At 55.0% G+C, this 16,401-nt stretch carries 15 protein-coding genes; 8 read left to right on the top strand and 7 right to left on the bottom strand.

The annotated features are described in order from the left end of the window. Positions 1–11 precede the first annotated feature (11 nt). A complete protein-coding gene (gene acnB / locus KK102_RS16090) occupies positions 12–2,609 on the top strand; it encodes a bifunctional aconitate hydratase 2/2-methylisocitrate dehydratase (RefSeq protein ID WP_126545087.1) in 2,598 nt (865 codons plus the stop codon). A gap of 182 nt (positions 2,610–2,791) precedes the next feature. Beyond that, positions 2,792–3,154 carry a protein YacL gene (gene yacL / locus KK102_RS16085; protein WP_126545086.1) on the top strand — a complete coding sequence of 121 codons (363 nt, stop codon included), beginning with the start codon at positions 2,792–2,794 and terminating at the stop codon, positions 3,152–3,154. A 31-nt stretch (positions 3,155–3,185) separates the two neighbouring features. Here the strand turns inward: yacL and speD are convergent, their stop codons facing one another. From speD to KK102_RS16070, 3 genes are all read right to left on the bottom strand, one after another. Continuing rightward, a complete protein-coding gene (gene speD, locus KK102_RS16080; protein ID WP_065102052.1) occupies positions 3,186–3,980 on the bottom strand; it encodes an adenosylmethionine decarboxylase in 795 nt (264 codons plus the stop codon). Next, positions 3,981–4,850, bottom strand: coding sequence for a polyamine aminopropyltransferase (gene speE / locus KK102_RS16075; protein WP_126545085.1), 870 nt, complete (start codon positions 4,848–4,850; stop codon positions 3,981–3,983). It lies immediately after the preceding gene. A 102-nt stretch (positions 4,851–4,952) separates the two neighbouring features. Next, complete coding sequence (locus KK102_RS16070; protein WP_010426912.1) at positions 4,953–5,300, bottom strand: YacC family pilotin-like protein; 348 nt, start codon at positions 5,298–5,300, stop codon at positions 4,953–4,955. A gap of 145 nt (positions 5,301–5,445) precedes the next feature. Here KK102_RS16070 and cueO point away from each other — a divergent pair, with 145 nt between their 5' ends. Continuing rightward, positions 5,446–7,005 (top strand): multicopper oxidase CueO, encoded by a 1,560-nt coding sequence (gene cueO, locus KK102_RS16065; RefSeq protein WP_216358004.1) that lies wholly within the window; start codon positions 5,446–5,448, stop codon positions 7,003–7,005. Positions 7,006–7,140: 135 nt separating this feature from the next. On the opposite strand, the gene KK102_RS16060 is transcribed toward cueO, so the two are convergent. Then, on the bottom strand, positions 7,141–9,531 hold the full coding sequence (locus KK102_RS16060) for a glucose/quinate/shikimate family membrane-bound PQQ-dependent dehydrogenase (RefSeq protein WP_216358003.1): 2,391 nt from the start codon (positions 9,529–9,531) through the stop codon (positions 7,141–7,143). Positions 9,532–9,739: 208 nt separating this feature from the next. On the opposite strand from KK102_RS16060, the gene hpt reads away from it, so the two are divergent. Continuing rightward, positions 9,740–10,276 carry a hypoxanthine phosphoribosyltransferase gene (hpt, locus tag KK102_RS16055; protein WP_010426909.1) on the top strand — a complete coding sequence of 179 codons (537 nt, stop codon included), beginning with the start codon at positions 9,740–9,742 and terminating at the stop codon, positions 10,274–10,276. A 100-nt stretch (positions 10,277–10,376) separates the two neighbouring features. On the opposite strand, the gene can is transcribed toward hpt, so the two are convergent. After that, positions 10,377–11,039: a carbonate dehydratase gene (can, locus tag KK102_RS16050; protein WP_010426907.1), complete on the bottom strand. Its 663-nt coding sequence runs from the start codon at positions 11,037–11,039 to the stop codon at positions 10,377–10,379. Positions 11,040–11,146: 107 nt separating this feature from the next. Between can and KK102_RS16045 the strand changes: the two genes are divergently transcribed. The 4 genes from KK102_RS16045 to KK102_RS16030 all read left to right on the top strand — a co-directional run bounded on the left by KK102_RS16045 (position 11,147) and on the right by KK102_RS16030 (position 14,695). Continuing rightward, on the top strand, positions 11,147–12,073 hold the full coding sequence (locus tag KK102_RS16045) for an ABC transporter ATP-binding protein (RefSeq protein ID WP_216358002.1): 927 nt from the start codon (positions 11,147–11,149) through the stop codon (positions 12,071–12,073). Then, positions 12,070–12,840, top strand: a complete 771-nt coding sequence (locus KK102_RS16040; protein WP_216358001.1) for an ABC transporter permease — start codon at positions 12,070–12,072, stop codon at positions 12,838–12,840. The genes KK102_RS16045 and KK102_RS16040 overlap by 4 nt, the downstream gene beginning before the upstream one ends. A 103-nt stretch (positions 12,841–12,943) precedes the next feature. Beyond that, positions 12,944–13,384, top strand: coding sequence for a PTS sugar transporter subunit IIA (locus KK102_RS16035; protein ID WP_216358000.1), 441 nt, complete (start codon positions 12,944–12,946; stop codon positions 13,382–13,384). A 63-nt stretch (positions 13,385–13,447) separates the two neighbouring features. Then, positions 13,448–14,695 carry a polysaccharide deacetylase family protein gene (locus KK102_RS16030; protein WP_216357999.1) on the top strand — a complete coding sequence of 416 codons (1,248 nt, stop codon included), beginning with the start codon at positions 13,448–13,450 and terminating at the stop codon, positions 14,693–14,695. A gap of 1 nt (position 14,696) precedes the next feature. Here the strand turns inward: KK102_RS16030 and KK102_RS16025 are convergent, their stop codons facing one another. Then, entirely contained in the window at positions 14,697–15,770 is a 1,074-nt protein-coding gene (locus KK102_RS16025; protein ID WP_216357998.1) for a fimbrial protein StkG, read from the bottom strand. Positions 15,771–15,781: 11 nt separating this feature from the next. Continuing rightward, positions 15,782–16,390 carry a fimbrial-like protein gene (locus KK102_RS16020; RefSeq protein ID WP_216357997.1) on the bottom strand — a complete coding sequence of 203 codons (609 nt, stop codon included), beginning with the start codon at positions 16,388–16,390 and terminating at the stop codon, positions 15,782–15,784. Positions 16,391–16,401 lie beyond the last annotated feature (11 nt).

Genomic DNA, 16,401 nt, shown 5'->3' with positions numbered 1-16,401 from the left:
GGAGAACCGTCGTGCTAGAAGAATACCGTAAGCACGTAGCAGAACGTGCCGCCGAGGGAATTGTACCCAAACCTTTAGATGCAACCCAAATGGCCGCGCTCGTCGAGCTGCTGAAGAACCCGCCTAAGGGCGAAGAAGAATTCCTGTTAGATCTGCTGATCAACCGCGTACCGCCTGGCGTAGATGAAGCTGCCTACGTAAAAGCCGGATTCCTTGCTGCTATCGCCAAAGGCGAAGCCACCTCCCCACTGGTTACTCCTGAAAAAGCCATTGAACTGCTCGGCACCATGCAGGGTGGTTACAACATTCATCCGCTGATTGACGCGCTGGATAACGACAAGCTGGCACCGATTGCCGCTAAAGCGCTCTCTTCCACGCTGCTGATGTTCGATAACTTCTATGACGTAGAAGAAAAAGCCAAAGCGGGCAACGTCTATGCGAAGCAGGTGATGCAGTCCTGGGCGGATGCCGAATGGTTCCTGAACCGTCCAGCGTTGGCTGAAAAAATTACCGTTACCGTCTTTAAAGTGACCGGTGAAACCAACACCGATGACCTCTCTCCGGCACCGGACGCGTGGTCTCGCCCGGATATCCCTCTGCACGCCCTGGCGATGCTGAAAAACGCCCGTGAAGGCATTGAGCCGGATCAGCCAGGCGTGGTTGGCCCGATCAAACAGATCGAAGCCCTGCAGAAGAAAGGTTTCCCGCTGGCTTACGTCGGTGATGTGGTGGGTACCGGTTCTTCCCGTAAATCCGCCACCAACTCCGTGCTGTGGTTCATGGGCGACGACATTCCGCACGTGCCGAACAAGCGCGGCGGCGGCCTGTGCCTCGGCGGTAAAATTGCGCCGATCTTCTTCAACACCATGGAAGATGCGGGCGCGCTGCCGATTGAAGTGGATGTGTCCAACCTGAACATGGGCGACGTGATTGACGTTTATCCGTTCAAGGGCGAAGTGCGCAACCATGAAACCAACGCGCTGCTGGCAAGCTTCGAGCTGAAAACCGACGTGCTGATCGACGAAGTGCGCGCCGGTGGCCGTATCCCGCTGATCATCGGTCGTGGCCTGACCACCAAAGCGCGTGAAGCGCTGGGTCTGCCGCACAGTGACGTGTTCCGTCAGGCGAAAGACGTGGCGGAAAGCAATCGCGGTTACTCTCTGGCACAGAAAATGGTGGGTCGCGCCTGCGGCGTCGCTGGTGTTCGTCCTGGCGCATACTGCGAGCCGAAGATGACCTCCGTAGGCTCTCAGGACACCACTGGCCCAATGACCCGTGACGAACTGAAAGACCTGGCGTGCCTGGGCTTCTCGTCTGACCTGGTAATGCAGTCCTTCTGCCACACGGCGGCCTATCCGAAGCCGGTTGACGTGACCACGCACCACACGCTGCCAGACTTCATCATGAACCGCGGCGGCGTTTCCCTGCGTCCGGGCGACGGCGTAATCCACTCCTGGCTGAACCGCATGCTGCTGCCGGATACCGTCGGTACCGGCGGTGACTCCCATACCCGTTTCCCAATCGGTATCTCCTTCCCGGCGGGCTCTGGTCTGGTGGCGTTTGCTGCTGCGACCGGCGTGATGCCTCTGGATATGCCGGAATCGGTGCTGGTGCGCTTCAAAGGTAAAATGCAGCCGGGTATCACCCTGCGCGATCTGGTTCACGCGATCCCGCTGTATGCCATCAAACAGGGTCTGCTGACCGTTGAGAAGAAAGGGAAGAAAAACATCTTCTCTGGCCGCATTCTGGAAATTGAAGGCCTGCCGGATCTGAAAGTGGAGCAGGCGTTCGAGCTGACCGATGCCTCCGCCGAGCGTTCTGCGGCGGGCTGTACCATCAAGCTGAACCAGGCGCCAATCGAAGAGTACCTGACCTCCAACATCGTGCTGCTGAAGTGGATGATTGCGGAAGGCTACGGCGACCGTCGTACGCTGGAACGTCGTATTCAGGGCATGGAAAAATGGCTGGCGGATCCGCAGCTGCTGGAAGCCGATGCTGACGCAGAGTACGCGGCGGTGATCGACATCGATCTGGCGGATATCAAAGAGCCGATCCTCTGTGCACCGAACGATCCGGACGATGCGCGTCCGCTCTCTGAAGTTCAGGGCGAGAAGATCGACGAAGTGTTCATCGGTTCCTGCATGACCAACATCGGTCACTTCCGCGCTGCCGGCAAGCTGCTGGATACCCATAAAGGCCAGCTTCCGACCCGTCTGTGGGTGGCACCGCCAACCCGTATGGATGCGGCGCAGCTGACCGAAGAGGGCTACTACAGCGTGTTTGGTAAGAGCGGTGCGCGTATTGAAATCCCTGGCTGTTCCCTCTGTATGGGTAACCAGGCGCGCGTGGCTGACGGTGCGACGGTGGTGTCCACCTCTACCCGTAACTTCCCGAACCGTTTAGGTACCGGTGCGAACGTCTACCTGGCCTCTGCGGAGCTGGCGGCGGTTGCGGCGCTGATTGGCAAACTGCCAACGCCGGAAGAGTACCAGACCTTTGTGGCTCAGGTGGATAAGACAGCGGTGGATACCTATCGCTATCTGAACTTCGATCAGCTCGCTCAGTACACCGAGAAGGCCGACGGGGTTATCTTCCAGACGGCGGTATAAAAACCAACCCCTCACCCCCAGCCCCTCTCCCCAAAGGGGCGAGGGGAGTCCAGTTCCCTCTCCCCTTTGGGGAGAGGGTTAGGGTGAGGGGCTTTTTTATTTTCATTCCTCCCACCTCTCACGCTTTTTTTCTTCCTCGCTGCTGCGATAATTACCCTAATGGCTTTGCAGAGGAAAACACTATGGATTACGAATTTCTGCGCGACATCACCGGAGTGGTGAAAGTGCGTATGTCGATGGGCCACGAAGCCGTAGGACACTGGTTTAACGAAGAGGTGAAGGAGAATCTCGCGCTTCTTGATGAAGTGGAACAGGCGGCAGATACGGTAAAAGGCAGCGAGCGCTCCTGGCAGCGCGCCGGGCATGAATATACCCTGTGGATGGATGGCGAAGAGGTGATGGTGCGCGCCAACCAGCTCGAGTTTTCCGGTGACGAGATGGAAGAGGGGATGAGCTACTACGACGAAGAGAGCCTGTCGATGTGCGGCGTAGAGGATTTCCTTCAGGTGGTAAATGCGTATCGCGACTTTATGAAACAGAAATAACAGACCGGAGCATCCCTGCTCCGGTTGACTTTTATACGGCCGGAATATTGCGGCCGTAGTAGATCTCGCGCATCTCTTTCCAGAGCAGGTCAGTAATCGACTTACGCTCCTCTTCGCTCAAATCTTCCGGTTTGGTATGGAACATATAGTGCTTAAGGTCGAACTCCTTAAGTAACATCTTGGTATGGAAGATGTTCTCCTGATACACGTTCACGTCCATCATGTCGTACAGCGATTTCATGTCTTCAGACATAAAGTTCTGAATAGAGTTGATCTCGTGGTCGATGAAGTGCTTCATGCCGTTGACATCACGGGTAAAACCACGCACGCGATAATCAATGGTGACGATATCCGATTCCAACTGGTGGATGAGATAGTTCAGCGCGTTGAGCGGGGAAATCACGCCGCAGGTTGACACTTCAATATCGGCGCGGAACGTACACAGCCCACCTTCCGGGTGACTCTCCGGGTAGGTGTGTACGCAGATGTGGCTCTTATCGAGGTGCGCGACGACCACTTCCGGCAGCGGGCCAGGATGCTCGGTTTTGTCGATAAGCTTCGGGTCTACCGGCTCTTCGCTCACCAGAATGGTGACGCTGGCGCCCTGAGGTTCATAATCCTGACGCGCGATGTTCAGGATGTTGGCGCCAATGATTGAGCAGGTTTCTGACAGGATCTCCGTCAGGCGGTTAGCGTTGTAGAGTTCATCGATATAGGCGATGTAGCCATCGCGCTCTTCCGCTGTTTTGGCGTAGCAGATATCGTAAATACAAAAACTCAGGCTTTTGGTCAGGTTGTTAAAGCCATGCAGTTTCAGCTTTTTCAATTAGCTCACCCCCTTTGAGGACAGTGCGTCTTGCAGATATTGTGGCAAGGCAAACGCCGCGGTATGGACGGCCGGGTTGTAATAGCGACATTTAAGACCCGCCTGGTGGAAGCGTGCCTGAATGATTTCGGTAGAGAGATGACGCAGCACCTCGTTGTCGGTCGCCCACGCAAAGGTCATGATCCCGCCGTAGTAGGTCGGGATCGCGGCCTGGTAGAAGCTGACGTCACTAAAGTAGGTGCTCAGCTTGCGGTGGCTGTCGAGGGCTTCATCCTGCTGAAGGAAGCAGACGCCGTTTTGCGCGACGAAGATCCCGCCGGGATTCAGGCAGCGCTTGCAGCCTTCGTAGAACGAGGAGGTAAACAGCGACGCGCCCGGACCGATAGGGTCGGTGCAGTCAGAGATAATCACATCAAACGTTTGCGTGGTCTGGTTAACAAAATTGACGCCGTCGTCGATAACCAGATTAAAGCGCGGATCGTCGTAGCTACCGGCATTATGGTTGGGCAGGTACTGACGGCAGAACGAAACCACACCCGCGTCGATTTCCACCATTGTGATGGTTTCGACGGACTGATGGCGGGACACTTCACGCAGCATCGCGCCGTCGCCGCCGCCGATAATCAGAACGTGCTTTGCGTGGCCGTGGGCCAGCAGCGGAACGTGGGTCATCATCTCATGATAAATAAACTCATCGCGCTCGGTGGTTTGCACCACGCCGTCCAGCGCCATAACGCGGCCAAAGGCGGCGTTCTCGAAGATGATCAGATCCTGATGATCGGTCTTCTCGCGATAAAGCACGTTATCAACGGCAAAGTACTGACCAAACTGATCGTGCAGCGTTTCTTGCCATACCGTTTTCTCGGTCATGGGCTGTCCTCTCCATCGTTTACATCCTGACATTCAGCAGATGGGGCGCAACACATCACCGCCGTGAAGCGGTTAGCGAGTCAACAAGGGGCGTCGGGAAGGTTACTTCACGTAGGCGAGCAGGCTGAGTGAATCACGAGCCAGCGCTTTGCATTTTTTAGCAGTGGGAATACCGATACCGCTCAAATCGCGGTAGCTGTCTTCACCGAGCGCCTTCATGTCGAAGCTGTCGTAGTTGCTGAGATCCCATTGGTTCTGCTGGGCAAAAAAGACCAGTGCGCGACGAATCTGCCCGTTGGGTAAATTCTGGTAACCACAATCGTTTTTCAGAAACACAAACACCGCCGTGAGATCGGCCATATCTTCTGCTTCGTTTTCACTCAGCGCGTAACTGTTTGCACACATCGCCATCAGGCCACTGAACAAAATTGTTCTGAAAAACGTCTTCATTGCTTCTACCACTGCATCACGGAAAATTAACGTTAGCATACTTGATGCCAGGCCGACGACCTTTATTATTGCCGCTTGACTTGACCTTCCGGTAAGGGGAGGGTTTATGCTCAAAAGATCGCCGGCTGGAAATAAGGAAATGAACATGCAACGTCGTGATTTTTTAAAATATTCCGCTGCGCTGGGGGCTGCCAGCGCATTACCTCTCTGGAGTCGCGCCGTTTTCGCGGCCGACAGACCCGCCTTACCCATTCCTGAATTACTGACTGCTGATGCCCGCAGTCGTATCCAGCTTGTGGTGCAATCGGGCGAAACGACCTTTGGTGCGAATAGCGCCACAACCTGGGGCTATAACGGAAATCTCCTCGGTCCGGCGCTCCAGTTACGCAAGGGAAAAACCGTCACCGTTGATATCCATAACGCGCTGTCGGAAGAGACCACGCTGCACTGGCACGGGCTGGAAGTACCGGGCGAAGTGGACGGTGGACCGCAGGGCGTTATCAAGGCTGGTGGCAAGCGCAGCGTGACCTTTACCCCTGACCAACGTGCGGCGACCTGCTGGTTCCACCCGCATCAGCACGGCAAAACGGGCCATCAGGTGGCGATGGGGCTGGCGGGGCTGGTGCTGATTGAAGACGACGAAAGCCGCCTGCTGCGCCTGCCGAAACAGTGGGGCATCGACGACGTTCCGGTGATTGTGCAGGACAAGAAATTCAACGCTGACGGGCAAATTGACTACCAGCTGGACGTGATGAGTGCCGCGGTGGGCTGGTTTGGCGACACGCTGCTGACCAACGGCGCGATCTACCCTCAGCACGCCGCGCCGAAAGGCTGGCTGCGTTTACGTCTGCTTAACGGCTGTAACGCCCGTTCGCTGAACTTCGCCGCCAGCGATAAGCGCCCGCTGTACGTCGTGGCAAGCGACGGTGGACTTCTGCCGGAGCCGGTAAAAGTGAACGAGCTGCCGATGCTGATGGGCGAGCGCTTCGAGGTGCTGGTGGATATCAGCGACGGTAAGGCGTTTGACCTCGTGACCCTGCCGGTCAGCCAGATGGGGATGGCGGTTGCGCCGTTTGATAAGCCGCATCCGGTGCTGCGGATTCAGCCTTTACTGGTGACCGCTTCCGGCACGCTGCCGGATACGTTAACTACCCTGCCAGCGCTCCCGTCGCTTGACGGGCTTACGCAGCGCAAACTACAGCTTTCCATGGATCCGATGCTCGACATGATGGGTATGCAGGCGCTGATGAAAAAGTACGGCAATCAGGCCATGGCGGGGATGCACCACGGGCAGATGATGGGCCATATGAATATGGACCACGGCAAAATGGGCGGCATGAATCACGGCGACCACGGCTTTGATTTCCATAACGCCAACCGCATCAACGGCAAAGCCTTCGACATGAATACGCCGATGTTTGCTGCGACAAAGGGTCAGTTTGAGCGCTGGGTGATTTCGGGCGAAGGGGACATGATGCTGCATCCGTTCCACATTCACGGTACGCAGTTCCGCATTCTCTCAGAAAACGGTAAAGCGCCGGACGCGCATCGCGCGGGCTGGAAAGATACGGTGAGAGTGGAAGGCGGCGTCAGCGAGGTGCTGGTGAAGTTTGACCACGATGCGCCGAAGGAGTTTGCCTATATGGCGCACTGTCATCTGCTTGAGCATGAAGATACGGGGATGATGCTTGGGTTCACTGTTTAAAACAGTGCGGCCTGATGCCCTCACCCTGACCCTCTCCCACAGGGAGAGGGAAAAGACACAAAAACGGCAACCGAAGTTGCCGTTTTGCATATTTCTGTAGGCCGGGTAAGGCGTAGCCGCCACCCGGCTTTTCAGTTACTTGCTTTCATCCGGCAGTGCATACGCGACAATATAGTCGCCCATCTTCGTGCCAAACGAACCGTGACCGCCCGCGGAGATGACAACGTACTGCTTGCCGTTCACTTCATAGGTCATCGGCGTGGCCTGTCCACCGGCAGGCAGACGGCCCTGCCACAGTTTTTCACCGTTGGTCATGTTGTACGCGCGCAGGTAGTTATCTGCGGTTGCCGCGATGAACAGTACGTTACCGGCGGTGGAGATTGGGCCACCCAGCATTGGCATACCCATATTGAACGGCACCGGAACCGGCATCGGGAACGGCATGCTGTCCTGTGGCGTACCAATACGTTTTTTCCACACGATCTGGTTGGTTTTCAGATCCAGACCGGAGATATAACCCCAGGCAGGTTGTTTACACGGCAGACCAAACGGAGACAAGAACGGGTTCAGCGTTACGCCAAACGGTACGCCGTACTGCGGCTGAATGCCGGCTTCGGTTCCGCTGCCTTTCGCGTCTTTCGGCTGCTCCATTGGGTTGCCCGGACCGCGCGGGATCAGACGGGAAACGAACGGCAGCGCCATTGGGTTGGCAATTGCCACCTGACGGTTCGGGTCGACGGAGATCCCGCCCCACTCGAACATCCCCAGGTTACCCGGGAAGACCAGCGTGCCCTGCTCAGACGGAGGCGTGAAGATGCCTTCGTAGCGCAGCTGGTGGAACATCACGCGGCACACCAGCTGGTCAAACATGGTGGCACCCCACATGTCTGCACCGCTGAGGTCTTTCTTCGGACGGAAGCTCAGGTCAGAGAACGGCTGGGTTTTGCTGACGTAATCGCCTTTCGCCGCGCCCTGCGGAACCGGTTTTTCCGGTGCCGGCACAACCAGCTTGCCGTTGCTGCGATCCAGCACGAAGATGTTGCCGGTCTTGGCCGGAGCGTAAATCACCGGAACGGTTTTGCCGTTAACGGTAATGTCTGCCAGCGTCGGCTGGGACGGCATGTCCATATCCCACAGATCGTGGTGTACGGTCTGATAGCTCCAGGCCAGCTTGCCGGTTGTCGCGTTCAGCGCCACGATAGCGCTGGCGTAACGTTCCTGCTCCGGCGTGCGGTTACCGCCCCAGATATCCGGCGTGGTTACGCCCATCGGCAGGTAGACCAGGTCCAGCTTCGCGTCATACGCCGCTGGTGCCCAGGAGTTTGGCGAGTTAAAGGTAAAGGTGTGCTCGTCCGACGGGATCGCATTCGGATCTTTCGCGCCCGGGTCGAAGGCCCACAGCAGTTTACCGGTGTTTACGTCAAAACCGCGGATGACGCCGGAGGTTTCACGCGTAGAGAAGTTATCCGTTACCGAACCGGCAATCACGATGGTTTTATCGGTGATGATTGGCGGTGAAGTTGGCTCATACAGACCCGGGCTGGTGTCCGGCATGTTGGTCTGCAGGTTCAGGATGCCTTTGTTGGCGAAGGTTTCGCACAGCTTGCCCGTTTCAGCGTTAATCGCGAACAGACGGCCATCGTTTACCGGCAGCATAATGCGGCGAGGGCAGTCGGCAATGACTTCCGGGCTGGCATTATCGGCACGCGCTTCGTGGTATGAGACGCCGCGGCAGGTCACGTGCTGGAACGACGGGTTGGAGTTCAGCTGTGGATCGAAGTGCCATTTCTCTTTACCGGTTGCCGCGTCGAGCGCGAACAGACGCTGGTGCGCCGTACACAGGTAGAGCATGTTGCCGACTTTAATTGGCGTCACTTCGTTGGTCAGCTCGCCCGGATCGTTCGGCATCTTCAGGTCGCCGGTACGGAATACCCAGGCTTCTTTCAGGTTCTTAACGTTGTCCGCGTTGATCTGCTTCAGCGGAGAGTAGCGCTGACCTTCCTGGTTACGACCATACGCAGGCCAGTCGCCGTCCGCCACCTCCGAGATGGCCGCCGCAGGGGTGGATTCCGCGTTCAGCGTACCGTTGATCTCCTGTGGGTCATTAAAACCGGCCCAGGTCAGAATGCCGCCGGTAATCAGCAGGGCAACAACCAGGCCCGCCACGGCACCGCTGGAAGGCACAATCAGGCGACGCCACACGAACGGCAGGATCAGCCAGATACCGAAGAAGACCAGGATGTCGCTGCGCGGCGTCAGTGCCCAGAAGTCGAACCCGACTTCCCAGACGCCCCAGATCATGGTGGCAAGGAGGAGTGCGGCATACAGCCACAGTGCGGATTGTTTTCTACGCAACAGCAGGATGGTTACGGCAACCATAACCAGACCCGCAATCGGGTAGTACCAGGAGCCGCCTAAAGCGACCAGCCAGACGCCACCGATTAACAGATACAGCGCGCAGAAGGCTGCGAACGCGGCTGTTAGTGTCACCAGTAGACGCGGCTGTTTAGAGTGTGTTTCAGCCATAGAAAGTGTACTCGTCAGTTTTTGTTAATAATTTGCTAGCAACTAATTATAGGTATTAACAAGTGTGATCGGAATCACAATATTTGCTTTTTATAACTCATACGCCAGGGTTAATCATTTGCTGGTATAATGGCGGGCTTGCGTATCGATGCCGGAAATAGATTCACCTGCATTGAGAGATTTTCATTAAAATCATATGGTTAGTAATATGAAACATACTGTTGAAGTGATGATCCCGGAAGCCGAGATCAAAGCGCGTATCGCCGAACTGGGTCGTCAAATCACCGAACATTACAAGGACAGCGGCAGCGAAATGGTGCTGGTCGGTCTTTTACGTGGCTCTTTCATGTTCATGGCAGACCTGTGCCGTGAAGTGCAGGTGTCCCATGAGGTCGATTTTATGACCGCCTCCAGCTACGGCAGCGGCATGTCCACAACCCGTGATGTGAAAATCCTGAAAGATCTGGATGAAGATATTCGTGGCAAAGATGTCTTGATCGTTGAAGACATTATCGACTCTGGCAACACGCTCTCCAAAGTGCGCGAGATCCTGAGCCTGCGTCAGCCTAAATCGCTGGCAATTTGTACGCTGCTGGATAAGCCAGATCGTCGTGAAGTGCAGGTGCCGGTGGAGTTCGTTGGCTTCTCGATTCCAGACGAATTCGTCGTCGGTTACGGCATTGACTACGCGCAGCGTTATCGCCATCTGCCGTATGTCGGAAAAGTCGTGATTCTGGACGAGTAGTTGCGCTTTGTTGCCCGGTGACGCGCAGCGATCCGGGCCTACTAATGGGCACATGTAGGCCGGGTAAGGCGCAGCCGCCACCCGGCTTTTTAACGTGCACTTATTTATGGTTCACATGCTTAAGCTTGAGGTTGGCAATGCCCGAACGGTAACGCTGCTCCAGCGTTTCGCGGTTGGTGGCGGTCACTTCCAGATTGCGCAGCAGGCCATCGTGAATGCCGTACGCCCAGCCGTGGATGGAAACCTTCTGCCCACGTTTCCACGCGGACTGCATAATCGTTGAGTGGCCCAGGTTATAGACCTGCTCCATCACGTTCAGCTCGCAAAGGGTATCAAGTCGACGCTCCTGCGGCATTTCACCCAACAGTGAGCTATGTTTGAACCAGATATCGCGGATGTGCAGCAGCCAGTTATCGATTAACCCCAGCTCTGTATTTTCAACCGCCGCCTGAACGCCACCGCAGCCGTAGTGGCCGCAAATAATGATGTGCTCAACTTCCAGCACGTCAACGGCATACTGAACGACAGAAAGGCAGTTGAGATCGGTGTGAATAACAAGGTTGGCTACGTTACGGTGAACAAAAAGCTCGCCAGGTTCGAGACCGGTCAGGCGTTCTGCCGGGACGCGGCTGTCGGAACATCCAATCCATAGAAAGCGTGGGTTTTGCGCTTGCGCCAGCTTCCCGAAAAATCCGGGGTCTTCTTCAACCAGCATCTTTGACCATAGTGCATTGTTGCTGATGAGTGTATCTATGTTATTCATGGACGTTAACGGCCTGTAACCTGGTAATTGCGTTGCGCTACTATAGGGTAACCCGACTTTTAATGAAACCACACAAGGTGTGTAAGAACTGAAGGTAAGTTTAATTCATGGCAATTGCACTGGAGCTTGAGCAGCTTAAAAAAACCTATCCGGGCGGCGTTCAGGCGCTGCGCGGGATAGATCTCAAAGTAGAGGCGGGGGATTTCTATGCGCTTCTTGGACCGAACGGGGCGGGGAAATCTACCACTATCGGCATTATCAGTTCGCTGGTGAACAAAACCTCAGGTCGCGTGAGCGTCTTTGGCTACGATCTGCAGAAAGATGTGGTCAACGCCAAGCGCCAGCTGGGGCTTGTGCCGCAGGAGTTCAACTTCAACCCGTTCGAGACGGTACAGCAGATCGTTGTTAACCAGGCGGGTTATTACGGCGTCGAGCGTAAAGAGGCCCTGGAGCGGAGCGAAAAGTACCTCAAGCAGCTCGACCTGTGGGAAAAGCGTAACGAACGCGCCCGGATGTTATCCGGCGGGATGAAGCGCCGCCTGATGATTGCCCGCGCGCTGATGCACGAGCCAAAGCTGCTGATCCTCGATGAACCGACCGCGGGCGTCGATATTGAGCTGCGCCGTTCCATGTGGGGCTTCCTGAAAGATCTCAACGATAAGGGCACCACCATTATTCTGACCACCCACTATCTTGAAGAGGCTGAAATGCTGTGCCGCAATATCGGCATTATTCAGCATGGCGAGCTGGTGGAAAACACGTCGATGAAGAACCTGCTCTCCAAGCTGAAATCCGAAACCTTTATTCTCGATCTGGCGGCGAAAAGCGCGCTGCCGAAGCTCGAAGGGTATAGCTACCGTCTGGTGGATACCTCGACGCTGGAAGTGGAAGTGCTGCGCGAGCAGGGCATCAACAGCGTCTTCTCACAGCTGAGCGCGCAGGGCATTCAGGTATTGAGCATGCGTAACAAAGCGAACCGACTGGAAGAGCTGTTTGTCTCTCTGGTGCATGATAAGCAAGGAGACAAGGCATGACGCATCTTTACTGGGTCGCGCTGAAAAGCATCTGGGCGAAAGAGATTAACCGCTTTATGCGCATCTGGGTGCAAACCCTGGTGCCGCCGGTGATCACCATGACGCTCTACTTCATCATCTTCGGTAACCTGATCGGTTCCCGGATTGGTGAGATGCACGGTTTTACCTATATGCAGTTTATCGTGCCGGGGCTGATCATGATGGCGGTGATCACCAACGCCTATGCCAACGTGGCGTCGTCGTTCTTCAGCGCCAAGTTCCAGCGCAACATCGAAGAGCTGCTGGTGGCGCCAGTGCCAACTCACGTCATCATTGCCGGTTACGTGGGCGGCGGCGTGGCGCGCGGCCTCTGCGTCGGCATTCTGGTGACGGCGATTTCGCTGTTCTTCGTGCCGTTCCAGGTGCACTCATGGCTGTTTGTCGCGCTGACGTTATTGCTCACAGCGATCCTGTTCTCGCTGGCGGGCCTGCTGAACGCGGTGTTTGCCAAAACGTTCGACGACATCAGCCTGATCCCGACCTTCGTGCTGACGCCGCTGACCTATCTGGGTGGGGTGTTCTACTCCCTGTCGCTGCTGCCGCCTTTCTGGCAGGCGCTGTCGCACCTGAACCCGATTGTCTACATGATCAGCGGCTTCCGCTTTGGCTTCCTCGGCATCACTGACGTGCCGCTGTTTACCACGGTGGCGGTGCTGGTGGTGTTTATCATCGCCTTCTACCTGCTGTGCTGGTATCTCATCCAGCGCGGGCGCGGTCTGCGCAGCTAATCTTTTGCCCGGCGACGTCCTGTTGCCGGGCACTTTTTTGACAGTTATCACCGTAAACTAACCTTCACTCGGCTAAACTACTCGCCTGCTAAGGAGAGACGTTATGCTTGGATGGGTGATCGCCTGCCACGATGAACACGCGCAGGATATGCTGGATAAGCTTGAAGCTAAATTTGGCCCGCTGGCACAGTGCCGGGCGGTTAACTACTGGCGAGGGCTCAGCACGAACATGCTCAGCCGGATGATGTGCGATGCCCTGCATGAAACGGACGCCGGTGATGGCGTGATCTTTCTGACCGATAAATCCGGCGCGGCGCCCTATCGTTCCGCCGCGCTGTTAAGCCACAAGCACGAAAACTGCGAAGTTATTTCCGGCATCAACTATGCGCTGCTGGAAGCGATGTATCCGCTGCGTGAGAGCCTGAGCAGCGCCGAATTTCGCAATACCCTCGTTAATATGCACGTTCCCGGCGTCAGCAGCCTGTGGCACCAGCAGCAGAAGAACCCGCCTTTCGTCCTGCTTCACGATCTGTATAAGCATTAAACGTTGGTATTGATGTCGCTTTTGCTACAATGGCGACTGATTTCCCGTATCGATTTATATCCCATGTTAATGCGCGTTTTTTTCCTGCTGTTGCTGCTGGTCTCCGGTGGCGCATCTGCCAGTCTGATTAGCCAGCAAGGGCTTCCCGCCCGCTATATGCAAACCACCGAAGATGCGGCTATCTGGGCGCAGGTGGGAAGTAACGTGATCAACGTGGGGAACGTCAGGGCCGGACAAATTCTTGCCGTTGTGCCGACCTCTGCAGACTATTACGAATTTCGTTTTGGTTTTGGTACGGGGTTTATCGATAAAGGGCATCTCGAAGAGGTGCAGGGCAAACAGCGGGTTGAGGACAGCCTTGGCGATTTGAACAAGCCGCTCAGCAATCAGAACCTGATCACATGGAAAGACACGCCGGTGTATAACGCCCCTAATAGCGGGAGCGCGCCCTTCGGTACCATGAGTCCCAACCTCCGGTATCCCATCCTCAGCAAGCTGAAAGACCGTCTTAACCAGACCTGGTTCCAGATCCGAATCGGCAACCGTCTGGCGTGGGTCAGTAGTCTGGATGCGCAGGAAGATAACGGCCTCCCGGTCCTGACTTACCATCATATCCTGCGTGATGAAGAGAACACCCGTTTTCGTCATACATCCACGACGACCAGCGTACGCGCGTTCAATAACCAGATGGCCTGGCTACGCGATCAAGGCTATGCCACGCTGACGATGTACCAGCTGGAAGGGTACGTGCGTAACAAGATGAACCTGCCCGCGAAGGCGGTGGTGATCACCTTTGATGATGGCCTGAAATCGGTCAGCCGCTATGCGTACCCCATTCTGAAAGAATACGGCTTTAACGCCACGGCGTTTATCATATCGTCACGTATTAAAGGCCATGCGCAGAAGTGGGATCCAAAATCGCTGCAGTTTATGAGCGTGCAGGAGATTAAAGGCATTCAGGATGTATTCGACATTCAGTCTCACACCCATTTCCTGCACCGCGTTGATGGGTACAAGCATCCGATTCTATTAAGCCGTAGCTATCACGTAACGTTATTCGATTTTGAACGTTCCCGGCGCGCACTGGCGCAGTTCAATCCGCGCGTGTTGTATCTTTCGTATCCGTTTGGTGGTTACGACAATAAAGCGATAAAGGCCGCGAATGACGCCGGTTTTCATCTGGCGGTGACAACGGTGAAAGGTAAGGTGAAGCCGGGGGATAATCCGTTCTTGCTGAAGCGGCTATATATTCTAAGAACGGATTCGCTGGAGACGATGTCGCGGCTGATCAGCAATCAGCCGCAGGGGTAGGTTACTCGTAGGTTATCTGGAAGGTAACAGAGGTACCGAAAGTCCCGACGGTCACAGGTTCGTTGCCGATTTTAACCAGTTGAGCCCAAAGGGTTCTGTCTACATAATTCACCGGGTCCACCCCAATCACTTCGCCCACAGCAAGGACTCGCGCATAGCTATCAGCTGGAACAGGATAGTTATCACCCTGATTATCGAGAATCCTGACGCCGACGCCTCCTGCCGCGGTTACTCCACTATTACCTTCAACGTTGTTAGTAAAATACTTTTTATCTGAGGTGGTATGAGTGGATGATAATGTATATTCAACCTTCACTGTATTTATACATGTCCCCGTAATCTGAAACCCGACTTTAGTGGTATTACCGTTTTCGACTTCTGCAGGATACCAGTCCCCCAGATTCACCGTTGTCGGGGCGCGTAATGCGCACGTTGGGCGGTTTAAGGGAATACTGAATGACATCTGGGACATATTCACCAGCGGACGTGGATGGTCATCTTTTGTTGTCCCATTAGGGTTACCAATAATAATTTGACCGATAGGGCCACTGCTCGCGGTCAGGAAATTCTCATCTGTGGGTACACCTGTGAACCCATTTGTCTGCCAAATTTCCATACGAACGTGCCAGTTTTTCTCATCAAGAAGCCCATAGTCATACCCGATGATACCTGTCCTATAAAATTCGTTCGCGTTTGGGGGGAACCATGCCGTTACGCCATTACCATCCGGGAAAAACGCCAGCGTGTAGTAAATCCCTGGGATGTTTGTACGAAAAGCGGCTTTGCCATCAATGCTCGCCTCCTCCATTGCATTATCGGTTAACTGATAAACATCTCCGCCGTCATCGCCGCCTGCGCAGTGCGATCTTAACGTCGGTGTTGTCTCCATAATGATTGTGGAGCTGATCTGCGTTGGGGCGGTTACCATGCCCACGGGCAGAGGGGTAATCACCGGTTGTGTACCCGGGGACATAATTAACACATCGTCATGCCCGTAAAACTTACATTCGTACGCATGCGTTGCGCCAGAAATCCCGAGCGCCACAAACGCTAATAGAGTCAGTAGCTTCTTCATCATAAATCCCTTTATTCGTAGCTCACATTCACCAGCACGCTGCTCATCACCGCGCCGCTGGTGACGGTTCCCACATTCTGATAGCGTGCGTAAAATCCATAATCCTTTATATAGCTCTCACTGCTTCCAGTAACGTCGTAAATAACGTTAGACGTACCGTCACTTTTCAATACGTTCGTTTTGTATTTTTCAGAGAAAATAACGATACCCACATTTGCAGCTGCGCCGGCTGTCGCATCGTTTTTAAACACCTGGTTTTGGTTACTCCAGAAACCATTCTGCGGTGAAAAACTAAATTTCAGTTGGTTAATATCTGCACCCTCTCCACCGCTCGCGTAGCAGTTATCTACGTGAATAGTAAAGGGTGTGCCTGCTTCATCATCGGTCGGCGTGAAACGGTCGCTCTTATCGCTGTTATAAAACCACTCTCGAGCAACGGTGGGCAAATAGATTTCCCCGCCGTTTTCGACGCTGAGCTGGCATGTATTGTTAACAATATTTGCCGTCAGGTTGACATCCATACCTGAACCTGCCTGGCTTACGCCAGGCAGAGTGCTACCAGCCAGACCGATAAGCAACATCAGACCGGGCTGGTGTAAAGTAAACGGTGATTGTTGCATAGTGGTCCCTG

The organism is Enterobacter quasimori, from assembly GCF_018597345.1.
Taxonomy (GTDB): Bacteria; Pseudomonadota; Gammaproteobacteria; order Enterobacterales; family Enterobacteriaceae; genus Enterobacter; species Enterobacter mori.
This window is presented reverse-complemented; position numbering and strand designations above follow the sequence as displayed.

What these genes read in the sequence shown, in the direction of transcription:
- yacL (WP_126545086.1), top strand. Translation starts at nt 2,792, where the DNA reads ATGGATTACGAATTTCTGCGCGACATCACCGGAGTGGTGAAAGTGCGT.
- speE (WP_126545085.1), bottom strand. Translation starts at nt 4,850, where the DNA reads ATGACCGAGAAAACGGTATGGCAAGAAACGCTGCACGATCAGTTTGGT.
- KK102_RS16070 (WP_010426912.1), bottom strand. Translation starts at nt 5,300, where the DNA reads ATGAAGACGTTTTTCAGAACAATTTTGTTCAGTGGCCTGATGGCGATG.
- cueO (WP_216358004.1), top strand. Translation starts at nt 5,446, where the DNA reads ATGCAACGTCGTGATTTTTTAAAATATTCCGCTGCGCTGGGGGCTGCC.
- KK102_RS16060 (WP_216358003.1), bottom strand. Translation starts at nt 9,531, where the DNA reads ATGGCTGAAACACACTCTAAACAGCCGCGTCTACTGGTGACACTAACA.
- hpt (WP_010426909.1), top strand. Translation starts at nt 9,740, where the DNA reads ATGAAACATACTGTTGAAGTGATGATCCCGGAAGCCGAGATCAAAGCG.
- can (WP_010426907.1), bottom strand. Translation starts at nt 11,039, where the DNA reads ATGAATAACATAGATACACTCATCAGCAACAATGCACTATGGTCAAAG.
- KK102_RS16045 (WP_216358002.1), top strand. Translation starts at nt 11,147, where the DNA reads ATGGCAATTGCACTGGAGCTTGAGCAGCTTAAAAAAACCTATCCGGGC.
- KK102_RS16040 (WP_216358001.1), top strand. Translation starts at nt 12,070, where the DNA reads ATGACGCATCTTTACTGGGTCGCGCTGAAAAGCATCTGGGCGAAAGAG.
- KK102_RS16035 (WP_216358000.1), top strand. Translation starts at nt 12,944, where the DNA reads ATGCTTGGATGGGTGATCGCCTGCCACGATGAACACGCGCAGGATATG.
- KK102_RS16030 (WP_216357999.1), top strand. Translation starts at nt 13,448, where the DNA reads ATGTTAATGCGCGTTTTTTTCCTGCTGTTGCTGCTGGTCTCCGGTGGC.
- KK102_RS16025 (WP_216357998.1), bottom strand. Translation starts at nt 15,770, where the DNA reads ATGAAGAAGCTACTGACTCTATTAGCGTTTGTGGCGCTCGGGATTTCT.
- KK102_RS16020 (WP_216357997.1), bottom strand. Translation starts at nt 16,390, where the DNA reads ATGCAACAATCACCGTTTACTTTACACCAGCCCGGTCTGATGTTGCTT.